The organism is Mesorhizobium sp. LEGMi-168a (assembly GCF_058312955.1).
Map to the genome: position 1 here is coordinate 113,018 of NZ_JBZEGV010000006.1, position 19,067 is coordinate 132,084.

Annotated in this window: 18 protein-coding genes and 1 tRNA gene; 11 read left to right on the forward strand and 8 right to left on the reverse strand. The window is 65.1% G+C overall.

The annotated features are described in order from the left end of the window. The 4 genes from AC4FWB_RS10845 to AC4FWB_RS10860 form a co-directional block, all read right to left on the reverse strand. A complete protein-coding gene (locus AC4FWB_RS10845; RefSeq protein WP_491025997.1) occupies positions 1–663 on the reverse strand; it encodes an aminotransferase class IV family protein in 663 nt (220 codons plus the stop codon). Next, a complete protein-coding gene (locus AC4FWB_RS10850) occupies positions 612–1,757 on the reverse strand; it encodes an aminodeoxychorismate synthase component I (RefSeq protein ID WP_491025998.1) in 1,146 nt (381 codons plus the stop codon). Before AC4FWB_RS10850 ends, AC4FWB_RS10845 begins: the two co-directional genes overlap by 52 nt. A gap of 169 nt (positions 1,758–1,926) precedes the next feature. Further along, entirely contained in the window at positions 1,927–2,580 is a 654-nt protein-coding gene (locus AC4FWB_RS10855; RefSeq protein ID WP_491025999.1) for a helix-hairpin-helix domain-containing protein, read from the reverse strand. Positions 2,581–2,941: 361 nt separating this feature from the next. After that, positions 2,942–4,780, reverse strand: coding sequence for a M3 family oligoendopeptidase (locus AC4FWB_RS10860; RefSeq protein WP_491026000.1), 1,839 nt, complete (start codon positions 4,778–4,780; stop codon positions 2,942–2,944). A gap of 144 nt (positions 4,781–4,924) precedes the next feature. Here AC4FWB_RS10860 and AC4FWB_RS10865 point away from each other — a divergent pair, with 144 nt between their 5' ends. The 3 genes from AC4FWB_RS10865 to AC4FWB_RS10875 all read left to right on the forward strand — a co-directional run bounded on the left by AC4FWB_RS10865 (position 4,925) and on the right by AC4FWB_RS10875 (position 8,853). Further along, the gene (locus AC4FWB_RS10865) at positions 4,925–6,466 is read left to right on the forward strand and encodes a sigma-54-dependent transcriptional regulator (protein WP_491026001.1); all 1,542 of its coding nucleotides are present in this window, start codon (positions 4,925–4,927) and stop codon (positions 6,464–6,466) included. Between the two features lie 378 nt (positions 6,467–6,844). After that, on the forward strand, positions 6,845–8,692 hold the full coding sequence (locus tag AC4FWB_RS10870) for a peptidoglycan L,D-endopeptidase MepK (RefSeq protein WP_491026002.1): 1,848 nt from the start codon (positions 6,845–6,847) through the stop codon (positions 8,690–8,692). A gap of 87 nt (positions 8,693–8,779) precedes the next feature. After that, positions 8,780–8,853 (forward strand) — tRNA-Gln (locus AC4FWB_RS10875). Positions 8,854–8,937: 84 nt separating this feature from the next. On the opposite strand, the gene AC4FWB_RS10880 is transcribed toward AC4FWB_RS10875, so the two are convergent. Next, positions 8,938–9,831 (reverse strand): AraC family transcriptional regulator, encoded by an 894-nt coding sequence (locus AC4FWB_RS10880; RefSeq protein WP_491026003.1) that lies wholly within the window; start codon positions 9,829–9,831, stop codon positions 8,938–8,940. Positions 9,832–10,025: 194 nt separating this feature from the next. Between AC4FWB_RS10880 and AC4FWB_RS10885 the strand changes: the two genes are divergently transcribed. Next, positions 10,026–10,775: an SDR family oxidoreductase gene (locus tag AC4FWB_RS10885; protein WP_491026004.1), complete on the forward strand. Its 750-nt coding sequence runs from the start codon at positions 10,026–10,028 to the stop codon at positions 10,773–10,775. Between the two features lie 12 nt (positions 10,776–10,787). On the opposite strand, the gene AC4FWB_RS10890 is transcribed toward AC4FWB_RS10885, so the two are convergent. Further along, entirely contained in the window at positions 10,788–11,426 is a 639-nt protein-coding gene (locus tag AC4FWB_RS10890) for a 2-dehydro-3-deoxy-phosphogluconate aldolase (RefSeq protein ID WP_491026005.1), read from the reverse strand. A 161-nt stretch (positions 11,427–11,587) separates the two neighbouring features. On the opposite strand from AC4FWB_RS10890, the gene trhO reads away from it, so the two are divergent. Continuing rightward, on the forward strand, positions 11,588–12,517 hold the full coding sequence (gene trhO, locus AC4FWB_RS10895; protein ID WP_491026171.1) for an oxygen-dependent tRNA uridine(34) hydroxylase TrhO: 930 nt from the start codon (positions 11,588–11,590) through the stop codon (positions 12,515–12,517). On the opposite strand, the gene AC4FWB_RS10900 is transcribed toward trhO, so the two are convergent. Continuing rightward, positions 12,514–12,876, reverse strand: a complete 363-nt coding sequence (locus AC4FWB_RS10900) for a YybH family protein (protein WP_491026006.1) — start codon at positions 12,874–12,876, stop codon at positions 12,514–12,516. The genes trhO and AC4FWB_RS10900 overlap by 4 nt on opposite strands. A 197-nt stretch (positions 12,877–13,073) precedes the next feature. On the opposite strand from AC4FWB_RS10900, the gene AC4FWB_RS10905 reads away from it, so the two are divergent. Then, complete coding sequence (locus AC4FWB_RS10905) at positions 13,074–13,802, forward strand: tellurite resistance TerB family protein (RefSeq protein WP_491026007.1); 729 nt, start codon at positions 13,074–13,076, stop codon at positions 13,800–13,802. Between the two features lie 247 nt (positions 13,803–14,049). Beyond that, positions 14,050–14,811 (forward strand): SDR family oxidoreductase, encoded by a 762-nt coding sequence (locus AC4FWB_RS10910; protein ID WP_491026008.1) that lies wholly within the window; start codon positions 14,050–14,052, stop codon positions 14,809–14,811. A 3-nt stretch (positions 14,812–14,814) separates the two neighbouring features. Here AC4FWB_RS10910 and AC4FWB_RS10915 read toward each other — a convergent pair whose 3' ends face one another. After that, a complete protein-coding gene (locus tag AC4FWB_RS10915; protein WP_491026009.1) occupies positions 14,815–15,999 on the reverse strand; it encodes a pyridoxal phosphate-dependent aminotransferase in 1,185 nt (394 codons plus the stop codon). Positions 16,000–16,100: 101 nt separating this feature from the next. Here AC4FWB_RS10915 and AC4FWB_RS10920 point away from each other — a divergent pair, with 101 nt between their 5' ends. The 4 genes from AC4FWB_RS10920 (at position 16,101) to denD (ending at position 19,062) form a co-directional block, all read left to right on the forward strand. Further along, positions 16,101–16,787: a GNAT family N-acetyltransferase gene (locus tag AC4FWB_RS10920; RefSeq protein WP_491026172.1), complete on the forward strand. Its 687-nt coding sequence runs from the start codon at positions 16,101–16,103 to the stop codon at positions 16,785–16,787. Between the two features lie 67 nt (positions 16,788–16,854). Then, positions 16,855–17,835: a cation diffusion facilitator family transporter gene (locus AC4FWB_RS10925; RefSeq protein WP_491026010.1), complete on the forward strand. Its 981-nt coding sequence runs from the start codon at positions 16,855–16,857 to the stop codon at positions 17,833–17,835. Between the two features lie 44 nt (positions 17,836–17,879). Then, on the forward strand, positions 17,880–18,086 hold the full coding sequence (locus AC4FWB_RS10930; protein ID WP_491026011.1) for a hypothetical protein: 207 nt from the start codon (positions 17,880–17,882) through the stop codon (positions 18,084–18,086). Position 18,087: 1 nt separating this feature from the next. Beyond that, on the forward strand, positions 18,088–19,062 hold the full coding sequence (denD, locus tag AC4FWB_RS10935; RefSeq protein WP_491026012.1) for a D-erythronate dehydrogenase: 975 nt from the start codon (positions 18,088–18,090) through the stop codon (positions 19,060–19,062). Positions 19,063–19,067: the final 5 nt, after the last annotated feature.

Consider the following 19,067-nt stretch of genomic DNA (forward strand, 5'->3'; position numbering starts at 1 on the left):
TCAGCCCAATTGCGCCGGGATAAGCCCGCGCAGCGAATTGCCGACGAAGATCGCCTTCGCGGACTTCAGATCGTCGAAGGTGTAGATCGCTTCCATGGCGCGGCCTTCGTCCAGAAGCTCGGCACGCAATACTCCAGGCAAAAGGCCGCAATCAAGTCTTGGCGTGGCGAGCACGCCGTCGCCGAAGTCGGCGAAAAGATTGGTGATGGTGCCTTCGCAGAGTTCGCCGCGCTCATTGGAGAGCAGCACCTCGTCGGCGCGGGTGGCGAGATATTCGGCGCGCGCCCGCCGGTAGGTTTCGCGGCGGCTGGTCTTGTGGCGCAGCAGCATGTCGCCGGAATCGAGCCGGACCCGCGCCAATTGCAGCCGCCACGCCTTGCCGGCGGGAAGCGGTTCGTAAGGCTGCGCGGACGCTGCAGCTTCGCCGTTGCGCTGCAGGGCGAGGCGGGTGCGCAGTGCGATCCGCTGTCCGCCGACCGCGCCCGTCAGCGCCTCGCCGACCCGTTGCGGGTCGCAGGCAAAGCCGAGCTCCGCCGCCGAAGCGTAAAGCCGCGCAAGATGGCGGTCGAAGCGCAGGAAGCCCGTGCCAGGCTCCCAGCGCATGGTCTCGATCAGCTCGAAATCGGCACGGTTCCCGTCGCGAAGCGCGCTTTCAGAAGACACTCCCGATACTCCTCATCGGCCGTCGAATCGAAGACGACGCCGCCGCCGACATTGTAGACGGCCTCGCCATCGGCAAAGAGCGAGATGGTGCGGATCGCCACCGAAAAGCGCATTCTGCCGCCGGGCGCGACCCAGCCGATGGCGCCGCAATAGACGTCGCGCGGCACGTCTTCCAGATCGTGCAGGATCTCCATGGCGCGGATCTTCGGCGCGCCGGTGATCGAGCCGCAAGGAAAGAGCGCGGCGAAGACCTGGCGGATGCCGACATCCGGCAAGAGCTTCGCCCGAACCCGGCTCACCATCTGGTGCACGGTCGGGTATGTCTCGATGCGGAACAGTTCCGGCACCTCCAGCGTGCCGACCTCGCTGATCAGCGAGATGTCGTTGCGCAAGAGGTCGACGATCATACGGTTCTCGGCCTGGTTCTTCTCGTCGTTACGCAGGAATGTCTTCAGCCGCGCGTCCTCGGCCTTGGTCGCGCCGCGCGGCGCGGTGCCCTTCATCGGATGGGTCTCGATCGTGCCTTCGGCGTCGATCTCGAAGAACAGTTCCGGCGAGCGCGACAGCACGATCGGATCGCCAAGCGAGATCAGCGCGCCGTATTTCACCGGCTGGCGTTCGGTCAGCGCGTCGAAGGCGGCGAGCGGATCGCCCGACCATTGCGCCTGCACCGGAAAGGTCAGGTTGCCCTGATAGCAGTCGCCCTTGCGGATGTGGTCGTGCAGGCGCGCGAAGCGGACGGCATAGTCCTCGGCGGACCAGGTTGCCCTGGCGTCGAAGATCGGTCCGTTGCTCACGGGGCCCGAGTTCTGCGGCACCGCCTGTTCGAGCGGCGCGTCGAAGACGCCGAGACAGACCAGCGGCGCGCGGCGGCCCTCTGGCAGCAATGGCACCAGCTTCGGCTCAAGCAGATAGCCGGCCTCGTAGGAGAAATAGCCGGCCAGCCATTTGCCGGCGTCGGAGGCCGCCTGTGCCGCCTCGAGCGCCGGCAGGAACTCGTCCACGCTCGGCGCGACTATGATTTCGCGCGGATGGTCGAAGACCAATTGGCGAGCCGTCTCGTCGTTGCGGAAGATTGCGGAGGGCAGGGGCATGGCTCGGAGTTGCAATCGATGGCGCCAGAGATCGCTCTATATGGGGGGGTGGCGACGCGCAATCGAGGGAGCGGCGTCCAAGGACGCAAAGGCGGCTGGAACAAAAGGAAAGCGGCGGTGCCCATGACGAGCGCCGCCGCCTGTCATATGCCCGAAGTCTGGAATGGGATCAGGTGTTGCTTGAGGTTCCAGCCGTCGGGAATTGGCGGGCAAATTCGGCCTCGTTGCCCGAGGCCAGCAATTTCGCCTGCTCGATCCATTTCTCGCGCGCGATGCGACCATCGAAATTGAGCACCTCCTCGATGCGCTTCACGTCGGCATCGGTCCACGCGGCGATCTGGGCATAGGTCGTAACGCCCTGGCCCTTGAGCAGCTTTTCGTTGACCGGGCCGATGCCGATCAGACGGCGCAGATTGTCGGCCTTGCCGGCGGCCGCCTTGGGGGCAGCGGCTTTCTTCGGAGCCGGGGCGACCTTCTTTGGCGCAGCCGATTTGGCCGCCGGTTTCGGTGCGGCGGTCGTCTTGGCTGCCGCCGGCTTGGCAGCAGAGGGTTTTGCCGCAGGCGACTTGGCCGCGGCCGGCGTCGACATCAGCGTCGCCGGCGCTGCGCGCAGCCGGTTCTCGAGGTCGGCGCGGGCACGGCCACATGCATCGAGCTCACCGCTCAGGCGATTGGTATCGGCGCGCAACCTGTCGCGTTCGCTCTTCGTGCGGTCGAGATCGCCACGCAAGCTGTCGAGCTCGCCGCGCAGGCGGCCCCAGATGAACCAGCCAACCAAGATACCCACAACGAACGCCAGGAGCATGTAGAAGAAAGTGCTCATTTCCCTCTCCAGTCGGATCGAGCTGCCGCGGCCCGGAATGACGGGCTTGCCGCAGGGATCGTCAATCGTTCCGCGGTCGGCGGAACAGCCGCTTCAATCGAGCTGTCGGCGCTTGGCTCTCCTCCGGCTGTGGCCGACGGCCGTCATCGCATCCGCCGAAGCGCCGCCAAGGCTGTCTCTGGTCTTGGCTATGCGTCCGGCTGAGCTTGGGGCGGGACGCTATCATATGGCCTGCGGAAAGCTAATTGAAAAATGCGGCGGAGAGTTATTGAAGAACAGGTATTTAGGGCAAGAATAGAGCCGCCGCGAATATGCGTTTCGGCTAAATTGTTCTGACCTATGCCGCCGGGCGAAACGCCCGTCATTTGTCGAGCGCTTCCAGCTCGTCGATCAGGGCGCCGATCACGCCAAGGCCGATCTGCCAGAAGGCGGGGTCGGTTGCGTCGAGGCCGAAGGGCGCCAGAAGCTCCGAGTGATGCTTGGTGCCGCCGGCGCGCAGCATCTCGAAATACTTCTCCTGAAAGCCGCGCGCGGCGTTCTGATAGACGGCATAGAGCGAGTTCACCAGGCAGTCGCCGAAGGCATAGGCGTAGACGTAGAAGGGTGAGTGGATGAAATGCGGGATGTAGGTCCAGAAGACCTCGTAGCCATCGCGCAGCTTGATCGCCGGTCCCAGGCTCTCCGCCTGCACCTCCAGCCAGAACTCGCCGAGCCTGTCGGAGGTGAGCTCGCCGTTGCGGCGCTCGGCATGCACCTTGCGCTCGAACTCGTAGAAGGCGATCTGGCGAACGACGGTGTTGATCATGTCCTCGACCTTCTGGGCGAGCATCGCCTTGCGCTCGCGCTTGTCGGCGGTCTGGTCGAGCAGCGAGCGGAAAGTCAGCATCTCGCCGAAGACGGAGGCCGTCTCGGCCAGCGTCAACGGCGTGGCGGCCATCAGCGCGCCCTGGCCGGCGGCCAGCACCTGGTGCACGCCGTGACCGAGCTCATGCGCCAGCGTCATCACATCGCGCGGCTTGCCCATATAGTTGAGCAGCACGTAAGGGTGCGCCGACGGCACGGTCGGATGGGCGAAGGCGCCGGGCGACTTGCCGGGCCGCACAGGCGCATCGATCCAGTTGCGGTCGAAGAAGGTGCGCGCGATTTCCGCCATATCGGGCGAAAAGCGCTGGTAGGCCGACAACACCGTGTCCCTGGCGTCGTCCCAGCGGATCACCGTCTGCGGGGTCTCGGGCAGCGGCGCGTTGCGGTCCCAGTGGTTCATCACCTCCATGCCGAGCCAGCGCGCCTTCATCGCATAGTAGCGATGCGACAGGCGCGGATAGGCCTCGCGCACGGCGGCCGCCAGCGCGTCGACCACGCCGCGTTCGACGCGGTTGGCGAGATGGCGTGAATCGGCGATGTCCTCGAAGCCGCGCCAGCGGTCGGAAATCTCCTTGTCCTTGGCGAGCGTGTTGGTGATGAGAGTGAAGGTCCTGAGGTTCTTGCGGAAGGTCGCGGCGAGCGCCTCGGAGGCGCGGCGGCGCACTTCGCCATCCGAGTCCTGCAGCCGGTTCAGCGCCGGCTCCAGTGTCAGCTCCTCGCCGTCGACATCGAAGCGCAGGTCGGTCATCGTCTCGTCGAACAGGCGGTTCCAGGCGCCGCGTCCGGTGACCGACTTTTCATGGAACAGCTGCTCGACCCGATCCTCGAGCTGGTAGGGCTTGTCCTTCCTGAGGTCGAGCACCCACGGGCGGTAGTGGGCGAAGGCAGCGTCGGCCGCGAGCGCGGCTTCGATCACCGTGTCGTCGATCAGGTTCAGCTCGAGCGCGAAGAACAAAAGATGCGCGCTGGCGTCGGTCATCTTCTCCTGGACGTCGCCATAGAGCTTGGCGCGCTGCGGATCGGCGGTGTTGCCGGCATAGACCAGCCCGGCATAGGAGACGATGCGGCCGATCAGTTCCTCCAGCGCCTCGTAGGCCGTCAGCGCTTCGCCGAGCCGACCGGCGGCGCCGCGTCCGGCCTCTGCGGCCAACGTGCCCTTCCAGCGGGCCTCGAAGGCAATGGCGTCGCTTGCCGCCTGGGCGATGTCGCGCTTCAGCTCCGGCGCCTCCATGCCGGAATAGAGATCTGCGAGATTCCATTCCGGCAGATCGCCAAGCTCCGCCGCGCCCTGACCAGACGCTGGCGCCGCAGGCCGCCGACCAAACATCATGCGCATCAAAATACCTTCCAGGACCAAGGGGAAAGGAGAAGCCGGTCAAATCCTAAGGAATTCGTTCACCGGGTTTTTTGAAACCTTGTTTAGAACCCTGTGCCAAGATGATCCATCGGGATTTCTTAGGGCCGGGCAGCCAAGACAGTCATGACAGGTTCCATACTCATAGTCGATGACGATCCCGTGCAGCGCAGGCTGCTCGAGGCGGCGGTGGCGAAATTCGGCCACAGCGCCATCGTCACGGATGGCGGCGAGGCAGGCCTCGATGTGCTCGACGGACCGAACGCCCGCGATGTGTCGGTCGTCATCCTCGACCTGGTCATGCCCGGTCTCGACGGCATCGGCGTGCTGAAAGCGATGCGCGAGCGCGCCATAAACCTGCCGGTCATCGTGCAGACCGCCCAGGGCGGCATCGAGACCGTCGTGTCGGCGATGCGTCACGGCGCATTCGATTTCGTCGTCAAGCCGGCCTCGCCCGACCGGCTGCAGGCGTCGATTTCCAATGCTCTGAAGGTCGAGGCGGTCGAGGACGAGATGAAGCGCACGTCGCGGCGGCGCGGCGGCCATCTGACCTTCAAGGATTTGATCACCCGCAGCCCGGCGATGGACCGGGTGATCCGCCTCGGACAAAAGGCGGCGGCCTCCAACATCCCGATCCTGATCGAAGGCGAGTCGGGCGTCGGCAAGGAGCTGGTGGCGCGCGCCATCCAGGGCAGCGGCGACCGCCGCTCGAAACCGTTCGTCACCGTCAATTGCGGCGCCATCCCCGACAATCTCGTCGAATCGATCCTGTTCGGCCACGAGAAGGGCTCGTTTACCGGCGCCACCGACAAGCACACCGGCAAATTCGTCGAGGCGCATTCGGGCACGCTGTTCCTGGACGAGATCGGCGATCTGCCGCTCGACGTCCAGGTCAAGTTGCTGCGCGCCGTGCAGGAGGGCGAGGTCGACCCGGTCGGCGGCCGTTCGACCGTCAAGGTCGACATCCGGCTGATCTCGGCGACGCACCGCAACCTGTTGCAGCAGGTCAAGGACGGCAAATTCCGCGAGGACCTGTTCTACCGGCTCAACGTCTATCCGATCTTCGTGCCGCCGTTGCGCGACCGGCGCGACGATATCCCCTATCTGGTCAGGCACTTCATGGAAAAGGTCGCGCCGGCCGATCCGCGCCACCGTCTCACCGGCATATCGGCCACGGCGCTGGCGATGCTGCAGGCCTATGACTGGCCGGGCAACATCCGCCAGCTCGAAAATGCCGTGTTCAGGGCGTCTGTGCTCGCCGAAGGCGAATTGCTGACCGAAGAGGAATTTCCGCAAATCCGAGCGCAGGTCGAAGGCACGGTGAAGCTGGATGCCGAGCCGGCACTGGCCGCTGCGGCGGTCGCGGCCGAGCCGCGGCCGGCCGGCCACGCCGTTGCCAACGGGGCAGTGGCTGTTTTGCCCGAGAGCGAGGCCCCGTCGCGGCTGCAGCCCCGCTTCGGCACGCTGAGAGCCTTGGACGAGCGTGGCAATGTGCGGGCGCTGGCCGATGTCGAGCTCGAGATGATCAAGCTCGCGATCGACCACTATAACGGCCAGATGAGCGAAGTGGCGCGCCGCCTCGGCATCGGCCGCTCCACGCTCTACCGAAAGTTGAAGGAATATGGCATTGATCCCGAGGCGGGCCGTCTCGATCGGCTCGCTTCCTGAGACGCAGGCTCCAGCCCAGCCCGCGGTTTAAAATCTGAGTCAAATTGTCGCTTTTGGCGCGAAAACACCGGGTTTTCAGCAGTTTGAATTGCTGTTGATCACACATTAAGGCTAATGGTAACAGATCGTGTTCGGCGTCGAGCCGAATTCTTGATCTAAACCAGTGATTTACCAAGAAACGCAGTGCATCATTTTGGACGGGATATCGCCACGGTGTTACCGCATTTCGGCTTCAATAAGCGATGATTAACCATTAGGATCGATATTCGGATGTGAGAACCACGCATCCGTTTGGGCAAATCCGGGGACAAACGGCAGCCTGCAAGGCCTTTTGATTTGAACCAAGTCGAACGACATACAAACGGGCGGCATTTTCATATGAGCGTCTGGCCGAGGTGGCTGACGTTTGTGATTTTGGCCGTCGGGTTCCTCTCTGCAGCCGTCTCCGGCGCGAAGGCCGAAATCCGTTCGCTGAAGCTCTACCATCTCCACACGCACGAAAAGGCCGAGATCGTCTACAAGCGCAATGGCCGCTACGATCCGGAAGGCCTGCGCAAGATCAACATCATTCTGCGCGACTGGCGCCGCAACGAGCCGACCAAGATGGATCCGCGGCTGCTCGATCTGGTGTGGGAGGCCTATCGGCAAAGCGGAGCGACCGACTATATCCAGGTGGTCTGCGGCTATCGCTCGCCGTCGACCAACGCGATGCTGCGCAGCCGCAGCCGCGGCGTCGCCGAGAAAAGCCAGCACATGCTCGGCAAGGCGATGGACTTCTACATTCCCGGCGTGCCGTTGAAGAAGCTGCGCAATATCGGACTCAAGATGCAGGGCGGCGGCGTCGGCTACTATCCGAGCTCGGGTTCTCCGTTCGTCCATATGGATGTGGGCAATGTGCGCCACTGGCCGGGCATCAGCCGCCAGGAACTGGTCAACCTTTTCCCGAACGGCAAGACGCTGCATGTGCCGAGCGACGGCCGGCCGCTCCCGGGCTATGAACAGGCCGTGGCCGCCTACAAGGCGCGTAAGGGCGCAGGCACCCCCAATATCGAGCTGGCCAGCGCCGGCGGTTCGACCAAGCGGTCCGGCGGGCTGCTTGCGGCCTGGTTTGGCGGCGGCGACGACGAGGCCGACGACAGCGCCGATGTCGCGAGCGCCGAGCCCGCGCCGCAGCCAAAGGCTGTGAAGCAGGTGGCGGCGGCCAAGAGCATCAACCGGCCGGGCATCGCGATCGTCGCGCCGCAGGACGCCAAGCGCGCCAACATCCCGCAGATCGCGGACGACAGCACCGACGATTCGCAGCCGCAGCAGGATACGCCTGAGACCATTATCGCGGCGCTGCCGCCGAAGGAGATTCCGCTGCCTGCCTTCGCGCCGAGGCCGAAGGCCGACGTCGGCCAGCAGACGCCTGAGAATGTGCCGTTCGCCGTTGCGGACGCCTCGGCCACCACCGAGCAGGCGGTGGCGACGGCGCATGCGCCGGTCAATGTGCCGTTCGGCATGGCTGATGCCGCCGGCGCGGCGCAGGCCGCGGCCGATCCTGCCCAGGTAGCGGTCAACAACATCCCGCTGCCGACCTGGCGCCCCGATCGCTCGACGCCGGCCGAACTCGCCTCCAAGGACAAGAGCGTGCTTCTGGCGCTGGCGGAAACGGCAGCGCAGGACAAGAGCGCGACCGATGCCTTCTCGGTGCTGCCGACGGCGCGGCCCGACACGGGCAAGCAGGATGAGATCAAGGCGGTGCTTGAACAGGCCAGCGCAACCACCGCTGCCGGCGCGAGCGGGGCCGAATATGAGGTCGCTTCGCTGACAGAGCCGCAGCCGCGCTCGGCGTTCAACGATCCGTCGGGCCTCGATGCGGCTTCGCCGCGCGAGGCCATCGCCGCCCGTCCGTCCGGCACCGATCCGGCGCAGGCGATCGGCGCCGGTGTGAAGACGACGCGCAAGGAGGCCAGGGCTGCCGCCAGCGACCTGCGGCCCGGGCCGAAGGCGATGGTGGTGGCGACGCCGCCGCAGGCAGCGCGCTGGGCGCTGGGCAGCGGCGAGAACATCGCCACGGTTTCCGACCCGACGACGGCGCCGCGCTACGCCTACAACATCGTGCACACGCCGCCGAGCGAGGTCTACACCGCCGGCTTCCAGACGGATCCCCAGACGCCGGACGCCAGCCGGTTCACCGGCAACGCCGTGAAGTTCCTTTCGGTCGCCCGCTTCCAGACGAAATAACGAGCCCGCCAGTAGAGTAAAAGCCGCGTTGGACAACAGCGCGGCTTTTGCTTTTTCGTCCATGGCGGCATATTTGATCCCCGGCCATCCCGCTTCGTCTAATGGTAGGACAGCGCCCTTTGAAGGCGTGAATCGTGGTTCGAATCCATGAGCGGGAACCAGTTCACGACCGTGATTTCCCACCGCCGCCGGCACGCGATCACGCAAGCCTAGCGGTCGGCTTTTTTCATGCCGCTTGAGGCGGTTCAGTCAATTTCCAGCGCGGGCGCTTCGCCCCTCGCCAACAGCCGCGCCGCGTCGCGCGCGGGGGGCAAGCCGAACTGGCGCGCATATTCCCGGCTGAATTGAGATGCGCTTTCGTAGCCGACGGTGAAGGCGACACGGGCGGCGTTGCCCGGCTGCGCGATCAGCAGATGTCGGGCTTCCAGCAGACGGACCTGTTTCTGATACTGGATCGGGCTCATGGCTGTCGCTGCCTTGAAGTGGCGATGAAACGCGGCGTTGCTCATATGGGCGAGCGCGGCCAACTCCGTCACATCGATCGGCTCGTTGTAGTGCGCGCGTATCCATTGGGTGGCGCGGCGGATCTGCGACAGCCGTCCGTCGGCGCGCGCGAGCTGCCGCAGCTTTGCGCCTTGCGGACCTTGCAGCAGACGAAAGGCTATCTCGCGCTCGAGCATCGGAGCGAGCACAGGAATCTCGGCCGGCCTGTCGAGCAGCCGCAGCATGCGGCGCCATGCGTCGAGCAGCTCGTCATCGGCGGGGTAGGTCGCGAAGCTGTCGCCGCCGGCCGCCGGCTTGTGGTCGATGAGCAAAGTGGCGACCACCTCGATATCGAGGCTGAAGGCGATGGCCATGTAAGGATGGGCGGCGCTCGCCTCGATCAGCTGGCTGGTCGCGGGTGTCTCGACCGCATAGACGAAGCAACTGCCGGCGCTGTAGCGAAGCGTGCGGTCGCCGATCAGCACCGATTTCGTGCCCTGCAGCACGAACAAGGCCGTCGGCTGACAAAGCTCGGGCAGCGGCAGCGTCGGAACCTCGCTGCGGCCGATCGTAACGCGCGGGACGGCCGTCCTTGTCCGCCGTCCACGCGCATGGCGGCCGGCGATCGCGATCAATTCCTGCAGCGCTTCGCTCATCGGCTCAGCATTGCCGATCCGCGCGGGCCGCGCAACGAGGCGACACGAGGGCGCGCGCCGAGTGACGCGCAAGCGCGCACCTAAGTGACGCGCAAGCGCGCAGCTGAGAGGATTAGGCAAGAGCATGAGAGCTTTCGACGCGCGAAGCCGATCGGCTCACGTCATTTCTAGGCCACCGAAAAGGAGACATGGAAATGACGACACAGAAGAACGCGCTGGTGACCGGCGCCAACAAGGGCATCGGCCTCGAGACCGCACGGCGGCTGGCGGCGCTGGGGTTCAAGGTCTGGCTCGGCGCCAGGGATGCCAAGCGCGGCCAAGCCGCGGCGGAAGCGTTGTGCGGCGAAGGCCTTGACGTCGAGTGGCTCGAGCTCGACGTCACCAGCGACGGGAGCGTGGCAGCCGCGGCCAAGACCGTCGCGGCGCAGACAGCCGGCCTCGACGTGCTGGTCAACAATGCCGGCGTCGCCCCCGGCTATGTCGATGCGCTCGGCCCCGACGGCCGCTACGAGCGGCCGCCGAGCCGGGAGATTGTCGCGGACATCAAGGCCACCTATGAGGTCAATGTCTTCGGCCCGGTTCGCGTCACCCAGGCGTTCCTGCCGCAGCTCTTGGCATCAGGCGCCGCCCGCATCGTCATGCTGAGCAGCTATCTCGGGTCGATCGCGCGCGCGGCCGGCGCAAGCCAGTCGCCCAATGTCATGGGCTACGGCAGCTCGAAGACGGCGCTCAACGCCATCACCGTGGCTTTCGCCAGGGAGTTTGCGCCACAAGGCATCATGGTCAACGCCGCTGCTCCCGGCTACACCGCGACGGATCTCAACGGGCACAAGGGCCACCGTACGGTGCAGCAGGCGGCCGAGATCGTCGTGCGCCTGGCGACGCTCGATGCGGGCGGGCCGACCGGCGGCTATTTCGACGAGAACGGTCCGCTGCCCTGGTGATCAGAGGATCAATTACTTCCTGAGCTTGCTCGCCTCCCGCGCGAGCGCTTCGATCTCATCCCACTTGCCGGCCTTGATGAGATCGTCGGGCGCGACCCACGAGCCGCCGACGCAGATGACGTTGGGCAGGCTGAGATAGTCGGCGGCATTCTTGACCGTGATGCCGCCGGTCGGGCAGAACTTCACGTCGGCGAGCGGCGATGCGAAGGCTTTCAACGAAGCGATGCCGCCGGACTGCTCGGCCGGGAAGAATTTCAGGAAACGCAAGCCGGCTTCGCGCGCAGCCATGATCTCGCCCGGCGTGATGGCGCCGGGCAGCAGCGGCACGGGGCTGTCCTTCGCCGCGTCCAGAAGCTGGCTCGTGATGCCGGGGCTGACGATGAATTTCGAGCCGGCCCGTGCTGCCTCGTCGAATTGCTTGGCATCGAGAATGGTGCCGGCGCCGACGATTGCGTCCTCGACCTCGGCCGCGACGCGGCGGATCGCTTCCAGCGCATCGGCGGTGCGCAGCGTGATCTCGATTGCCGGCAGGCCGCCGCGCGAAAGCGCGCGGGCGAGCGGCACGGCGTCGGCCACATTGGCGATCTTGAGCACCGGAATGACTGGCTGGCCGTTGAGGAGCGACAGGAGCTTTTCGGTCTTGCTGGTCATTGGCTTGTCTCTCCGTTCCGATCGATTTCAACCGATTAGCAGAAGGGGTATCCCAAGTCCACGAAGGCAGGCGTGTCGCGATGTCACGCAGAGGATCGTCGTGCCGGCCCCGGATTTGCTTTGCCTTGAAACCGCTTTCAGCACGGTCTAGTGGCATGACCATGACAACAGCCAAGGAAAATCAGCCAATCCGCGTCGCCGCGCTTTACAAATTCGCGCGGCTCGACGGGTTCGAGGCCTTGCGCGCGCCGCTCGCCGCCTTCTGCTGCGGACGCGGCATCAAGGGCACGCTGCTTCTGGCGCATGAAGGCATCAACGGCACCGTCGCCGGCAGCGAGGAGGCGATTGCCGCGCTGATCGATCACCTTCAGACGATCGAATGGCTTGCCGGCATCGAGGTCAAATACAGCGGTGCCGCCGAGATGCCGTTCCACCGCATGAAGGTGCGGCTGAAGCGCGAGATCGTCACCATGGGCGTCGACAATCTCGACCCGGCGACCAGCGCCGGCACCTACGTCGCGCCGATCGACTGGAATGCGCTGATCGCTGACGCCGACACGTTGGTCATAGACACGCGCAACGCCTACGAGGTGTCGATCGGCAGCTTCAAGGGCGCGGTCGATCCGAAAACCGCCAGCTTCCGCGAGTTTCCGGCCTGGATCGAGCAGCACCGCGAGGAGCTCGAAGGCCGCAAGGTAGCGATGTTCTGCACCGGCGGCATACGCTGCGAGAAGGCGACGGCCTACGTGAAGTCGCTGGGCTTCAAGGACGTGTTCCATCTCGAGGGCGGCATCCTGAAATATCTCGAGGAGGTGCCGGCCGAAGAGAGCCTGTGGCAGGGCGAGTGCTTCGTCTTCGACGAGCGGGTATCCGTGTCGCACGGCCTTGCCGAAGGCGAAGCCGAACTCTGCCGCGCCTGCCGGCATCCGCTGACCGTCGAGGACCGGCTGTCGCCGAAATATACGGTCGGTGTCTCATGCCCGCATTGCTTCGAAGCGCGCTCGGACGAGGACCGCGCCCGCTATGCCGAGCGCCATTGCCAGGTGGAACTGGCGCAGACGCGGGGCAGCAAACGCCATATCGGCAGCTAAAACGCGACGGAGTAACGGTCGATTACCCAGAGCCACGTCCCGTCGCGCTGCCGGCGGGCGACCTCACTGGTTATGCTGCCGTCGGGCAGTTTCGTCGAGGTGAGTGCCAGATCGCCGTTGACGAGGGCAGGGCGCTGCTCGCCGCGCTGGAATTTGCGACCCGCGGCGGAGCTTCGCTCGAAAAGCGCGCGGATCGCCTCGCGGGCGCGGATCAATTCGCCGGCACCGCTGTCGACGACCGCGTCCGGTTCGAAAAGCGCCAGCATCCCTTCGATATCGCCGGCCCATTGCCGTTCGATCAGCATGCGCTCGAGATCCTGGGGATCGCGCGCCGGCTCGCGGCTGGCTGCATTCGACATTCAAACTGCTCCTTCGGAAACTGCCCGCGATCTTAGCCGAAATGCCGGTTGCTTTCGACACATCGGCTTCCGTTCCAAGGCCGGCATCGCACCAAAACAATTCGCCCGTCATTGTAATGTCAGCGCGCGGGGCCTACGTCATGCCGGTCCGAAACCCCGCCCGGGCGCATTCGGCCGGGCCAATTCTGGAGGCATTGATGCTCGACCCCAAGAAGCTGCTCGACGACCTGCTCGGCTCGCAAATTCCTGGCACGGGATCGACCGTCCGCGACAAGGCGGGGCAAGCGGTGCAGATGGCGAAGGACAATCCGCTCGCCGCCGGCGCGCTCGCCGCCGTGCTGCTCGGCACCGGCACCGGACGGCAGGTGACGGGGGCGGCCATCAAGCTCGGCGGTTTGGCGGCGATCGGCGGCCTCGCCTACAAGGCCTATCAGAACTACAAGGCCGGCAATACACCGGCGCAAGAACCCGTGGCCGGCGAGCCGGAATTGCTGCCGCCGCCCAAGGATACCGCCTTCCATCCCTCGCAGGCGCCGCAGGGCGAGGCCGAATTCACGCTGACGCTGGTGCGGGCGATGATCTCGGCGGCCAAAGCGGACGGCCATGTCGACGACGAGGAGCGGCAGAAGATCGCCGACAAGCTCAAGCTTGCCGGCGTTGGCGCGGACGCTGAAAAATTCCTGATGGAAGAGCTTGAACGGCCGCTCGACCTCGACACGCTGGTCGCGAGCGCCAAGACCGACGCGCAGAAGCTCGAGCTCTACACCGCGTCGCGCCTCACCATCGATCCCGACACCCGCACCGAGCGTGGCTATCTCGACCTGCTCGCCGGCCGTCTCGGCCTGCCGGACGCGCTGGTCGACCATGTCGAGGCGACGGTCTCAGCGGCAAAAGTGCCGGCTGGAACTGCGTCCAATCCGCAGTAGCGAATCGGGTTGGTAAACGCGCTTGTGGCATCTTGCTGACTGTTAATCTTTCGTTAACCCAGCAAGCGCATCATTCTAAGCAGTCGGACCGGCTTATCCTCCTCCCAAGCGCGGTTCAGATCAGGGGCGGTCGCCAATGACCGCCCTTTTTGTCGGCCTGCTCTTTTTGTCGGCAAGAGCCGCTTGCCACGACCCCCAGCATTTGCGATGCCACGTCTTCTTCCAGCTATGACCGGGGAGGACGACGATGACCGCCATGACACAGAAGACCGCCATCGTTACCGGCGCCGGCACCGGCATCGGCAAGAGCGTCGCCACGGCGCTGCTCAAAGCCGGTTGGAACACCGTGTTCTGCGGACGCCGCAAAAAGGTGCTCGAAGAAGCGATTGCCGAGGCAGCCAAGACGGAAGCCAAGGCGCTCGCGGTTGCCTGCGACATCAGCAAAGCCGGCGAGGTCGAGGATATGTTCGAGACCGTGGTGGAGGCGTTCGGGCGCGTCGACCTGCTCTTCAACAATGCCGGCATGGGCTATAAGTCGACGCTGATCGACGAGATACCGGTCGAGGTCTGGAACGATGTCGTCGGCGTCAATCTCACCGGCTCGTTCCTGTGCGCCCGCGCCGCCTTCGGCGTCATGCGCCGGCAAAAGCCGATGGGCGGCCGCATCATCAACAACGGCTCGGTGTCGGCCTATGCGCCGCGCCCGGGCTCCGTGCCCTATACGGCGACCAAGCACGCCATCACCGGCCTGACCAAGACGCTGGCGCTCGACGGCCGGCCTTACGACATCGCCTGCGGCCAGATCGACATCGGCAACGCGCTGACCGAGATGGCGCAGCCGATGACGGTCGGCGTGCCGCAGGCCAACGGCTCCATCGCCGCCGAAGCGGTGATGGACGTGCAGCGCGTCGCCGACGCGGTGCTCCACATGGCGAGCCTGCCGCTCGACGCCAACGTGCTGTTCATGACCGTGATGGCGACGAAGATGCCGTATGTCGGGCGCGGGTGAGTTCTATTTCGCCAGGAAGGCTTCGATCCGCTCCAGCGCGCGTAAAATGTTCTCCTCGGAATTGGCGTAGGAGAGCCTGACATAACCTTCGCCGAGCACGCCGAAGTCGGGACCGCCGATCAGCGCGACGCCGGCATCCTCAAGCAGCGCCGAGGCAAGCTTCTTGGCCTTCCAGCCGGTCTTCGACACGTTGGGGAAGGCATAGAATGCACCCTTCGGCGTGATGCAGGAAATGCCGGGCAGAGCGTTCAGGCCCTCGACGACGATCTTCCTGCGGTTGTCGAAAGCCCGCATCATCTTTTCGACATCGTCCTGCGGGCCGTCTATCGCCGCGATGCCGGCATATTGGCTCGGCGCGTTGACGCAGGACCAGCAGTTGACCGCGAGCTTGCGCACCTTGTCGTAGAGGTGCGCGCCCTTTTCGCCGTTCGGCCAGATCGACCAGCCCATGCGCCAGCCGGTCATCGCCCAGGTCTTCGACCAGCCGTTGAGCACGATCAGCCGGTCGCGGATTTCCGGAAAATTGAGCAGCGAGCAATGCGTCTCGCCGTCATAGGTCATGACGTCGTAGATCTCGTCGGACAGGATCGCGACCTCGGGGTGCTTCTCCAGGCCCTTGACCAGCTTCTCGATTTCCGCGCGGGGCGTCACGCCGCCGGTCGGATTGGCGGGCGAGTTGAGGATCAAGAGCCTGGTCTTCGGCGTGATCAGCGCCAGCGTCTCTTCCGCCGAGAAGGCAAAGCCGTTCTCCTCGCGGATCGGCACGGGAATGGGCGCGGCGCCGGTGAACTCGATCATCGAGCGATAGATCGGAAAGCCCGGATCGGGGTACAGGATCTCCGCTCCCGGCTCGCCGAACATCAGGATCGCGGCGAACATGGTCGGCTTGCCGCCGGGCAGGATCATCACGCTCTCGGGCGACACCTCGACGCCGGTGGTGGTCAGCGTGCGGCGCACCACCGCCTCGCGCGTGGCTAAAAGGCCATTGGCCGGCGTGTAGCCATGGTGGCCGTCACGCAGCGCCTTGATCGCCGCCTCGACGATGTGTTGCGGCGTCTTGAAGTCGGGCTGGCCGATGCCGAGATTGATGATGTCGCGGCCCTGATGGGCAAGCGCGGTGGCTCGCGCCAGCACCGCGAACGCGTTTTCCTCGCCGAGACGATCGAAGGCCGCGATCGTGTGGAGCATTTTTCCCGTCCCTGTGGTTCTTTCTGTTGGCGAGCGTTTTTGTGAGCGTCCGCTGATAAATGTCAAACGGATTGGAGTTCCCCGTGCCAGAAAATGTTGGGGTGTCGGAAAATCTGAAAGATTGGCAGCCGCGCCCGCGTCCGGAACGCAAGGTGCTCGAGGGCCGCACTGTCAGGCTCGAGCCGTTGAGCGCGGCAAGGCATGGCGACGGGCTCTACGAGGCGTCGTCTGTGCCGGATGTCGGCGGCCGCTTCGCCTGGCTGCCCGACTATCCGCCGGAAACCCGCGCCGCCTTCCAGCCGTGGCTGGACAAGGTCGAGGCGAGCGAGGATCCGCTGTTCTTCGCCGTCATCGACAAGGCGAGCGGCAAGGTCGCGGGGCGCCAGACGTTGATGCGCATCGATGCCAATAACGGCGTCATCGAGATCGGCAACATCTATTGGGGGCCGCTGATCTCGCGCAAGCCGGAGGCGACCGAGGCGCAGTTCCTGTTCACGCAATATGCCTTCGACGAGCTCGGCTATCGCCGCTACGAATGGAAATGCAACAACCGCAACGAGCCGTCGAAGCGCGCGGCGGAACGTTTCGGCTTCAGGTTCGAAGGCATTTTCCGCCAGCATCTTGTGGTAAAGGGCGAAAACCGCGATACGGCGTGGTATTCGATCATCGACAAGGAGTGGCCGGCGCTGCGCAAGGCCTATGAGGCCTGGCTCGATCCGGCGAATTTCGATGGCGAGGGCCGCCAGAAGCGGCGGCTCGAGGATTTCCGCGCCGAGTTCGGCGCCTAGACCATGATTCCGAAGAGTGGGAAACCGGCTTCGGACAGGATCCTGGTCAGTAAACAGGAGTTGCGCGATGGCGCATGATCACGCTTCGCAAGGGCACAGCCACGGGCCCGGTCATGTGCACGGATCGACCGACAAGAAGCGGGTGCTGATCGCGGCCTGCCTGACCGGCGGCTTCATGGTCGCCGAAGCGCTCGGCGGCCTGCTCACCGGGTCGCTGGCGCTGCTTGCGGACGCCGGCCACATGCTGGCGGATTCGATCGCGCTCGGCCTCGCCTGGTATGCCTTCCATCTCGCTGGACGGCCGGCCACGGGTCGTCTCACCTACGGCTTCGGCCGCGTGAAGACGCTGGTCGCCTATACCAACGGCATCGCCATTTTCGTCATCGCGCTGTGGATCGTTTACGAGGCCTGGGGGCGATTGATGCACCCGGCGCAGGTGCTGGGCGGGCCGATGCTGGTGGTGGCGGTCTCCGGCCTCATGGTCAACATCGCCTCCTTCTTCGTGCTTAATGGCGGCGATCGCGAGGGCCTGAACATGCGCGGCGCCATACTGCATGTGCTGGGCGACCTGCTCGGCTCGGCCGCCGCAATCGCGGCGGCGCTCATCATCCTCGCAACCGGCTGGACGCCGATCGATCCGATCCTCTCCGTGCTGGTGGCGCTGCTGATCCTGTCCACCGCTTGGTCGCTGATGCGCGAGGCCGCCCATGTGCTGCTCGAAGGCGTTCCCGCGAGCCTCGATCGCGACCTGATCGCCAGGGATATCGAAGGCTCGGTCAAGGGCGTGCGCGAGGTGCATCACATGCATGTCTGGTCGCTCGACGGCACCAGCAACATGGCGACGCTGCACGCCTGCCTGAATGACGGCGTCGATCCGCATATGGCGGTGAGCGCCATCAAGAAGCGGCTTGCCGCCGAGCACGGCATCGATCACGCGACGGTGGAACCCGAGTTCGGGCTCTGCGCCGACAGCCATGAAGAACACGGCCACCATCATGATCACGATCATGCGCATGACGCGCCTCGTGACCGCCGTCATTATCACTGAGCCGGGCGATGACTTTTGAGCTGCCCCGGATCGAAGGGTGACTGATGGATCGCGAGACGCGCAATTCGGCTATCGCCGCGGCCTGTGTGCTGCTCCTGTTCGGCCTCGCCGCCTATTTCCTGCCAACCATAATGCTGGCTGTCGGCAAGGTTTCGACAGTGCTCGCCGCCGTCGTCGCCGCAATTTTCATGGTGGCGCTGTTTGTCGTCTTCTGGCTGCGCGGACGCAGCCAGCGCAAGAAGGGTCGCTGAAATGAGAATTCTGATCACCGGCGCCGCCGGCATGGTTGGCCGCAAGCTGATCGCAAGACTGGCCAAGGACGGCACGCTCGCCGGCCGCAAGATCACGGCGTTCGATCTGCACGACATCGTGCCGGCGCAGGCACCGGTAATCGATGGCGTGGAGGTCTCCATCCATACCGGCGACTTCGCCGTGCCCGGAGCGGCGGCAAGCCTGGTTGCGTCGCGTCCGGACGTGATCTTCCATCTGGCCGGCATCGTCTCCGGCGAGGCGGAAGCCAATTTCGATCTCGGCTACCGCGTCAATCTCGACGGCACGCGCGCGCTGTTCGACGCCGTGCGCCTGGCAGGCTTTGCGCCGCGCCTCGTCTTCACCTCGTCGATCGCCGTCTTCGGCGCGCCGTTTCCGGATGTCATTCCGGACGAGTTCCATCCGACACCGCTCACCTCATACGGCACGCAGAAGCAGATGAGCGAGGCGCTGCTTGCCGACTATACGCGGCGCGGTTTCTTCGACGGGGTCGGCATCCGGCTGCCGACGATCTGCGTGCGGCCCGGAAAGCCGAACAAGGCTGCCTCAAGCTTTTTTTCGGGCATCATCCGCGAGCCGCTGAGCGGGCAAGAGGCGATCCTGCCGGTGCCGCGCTCGGTGCTGCACACGCATGCCAGCCCACGCTCCGCTGTCAACTTCCTGATCCATGCCGCGGAGATCGACGGCAACGCGGTCGGGCCGCGCCGCAACCTCACCATGCCGGGAGTCGCCGTCACCGTCGGCGAGCAGATCGAGGCGCTGGAACGCATCGCCGGTCCAGAGGTGGTGAAGCGCATCCGCGAACAGCCCGACGAGACGATCTGGGCGATCGTCAAGGGCTGGCCGACGCGGTTCGAGGCGAGACGGGCGAGGGAGCTCGGTTTCGTGGCCGAGCAGAGCTTCGATGAGATCATCCGCGCGCATATCGAGGATGAGCTCGGCGGAAAGATTTCGTGAAAGGC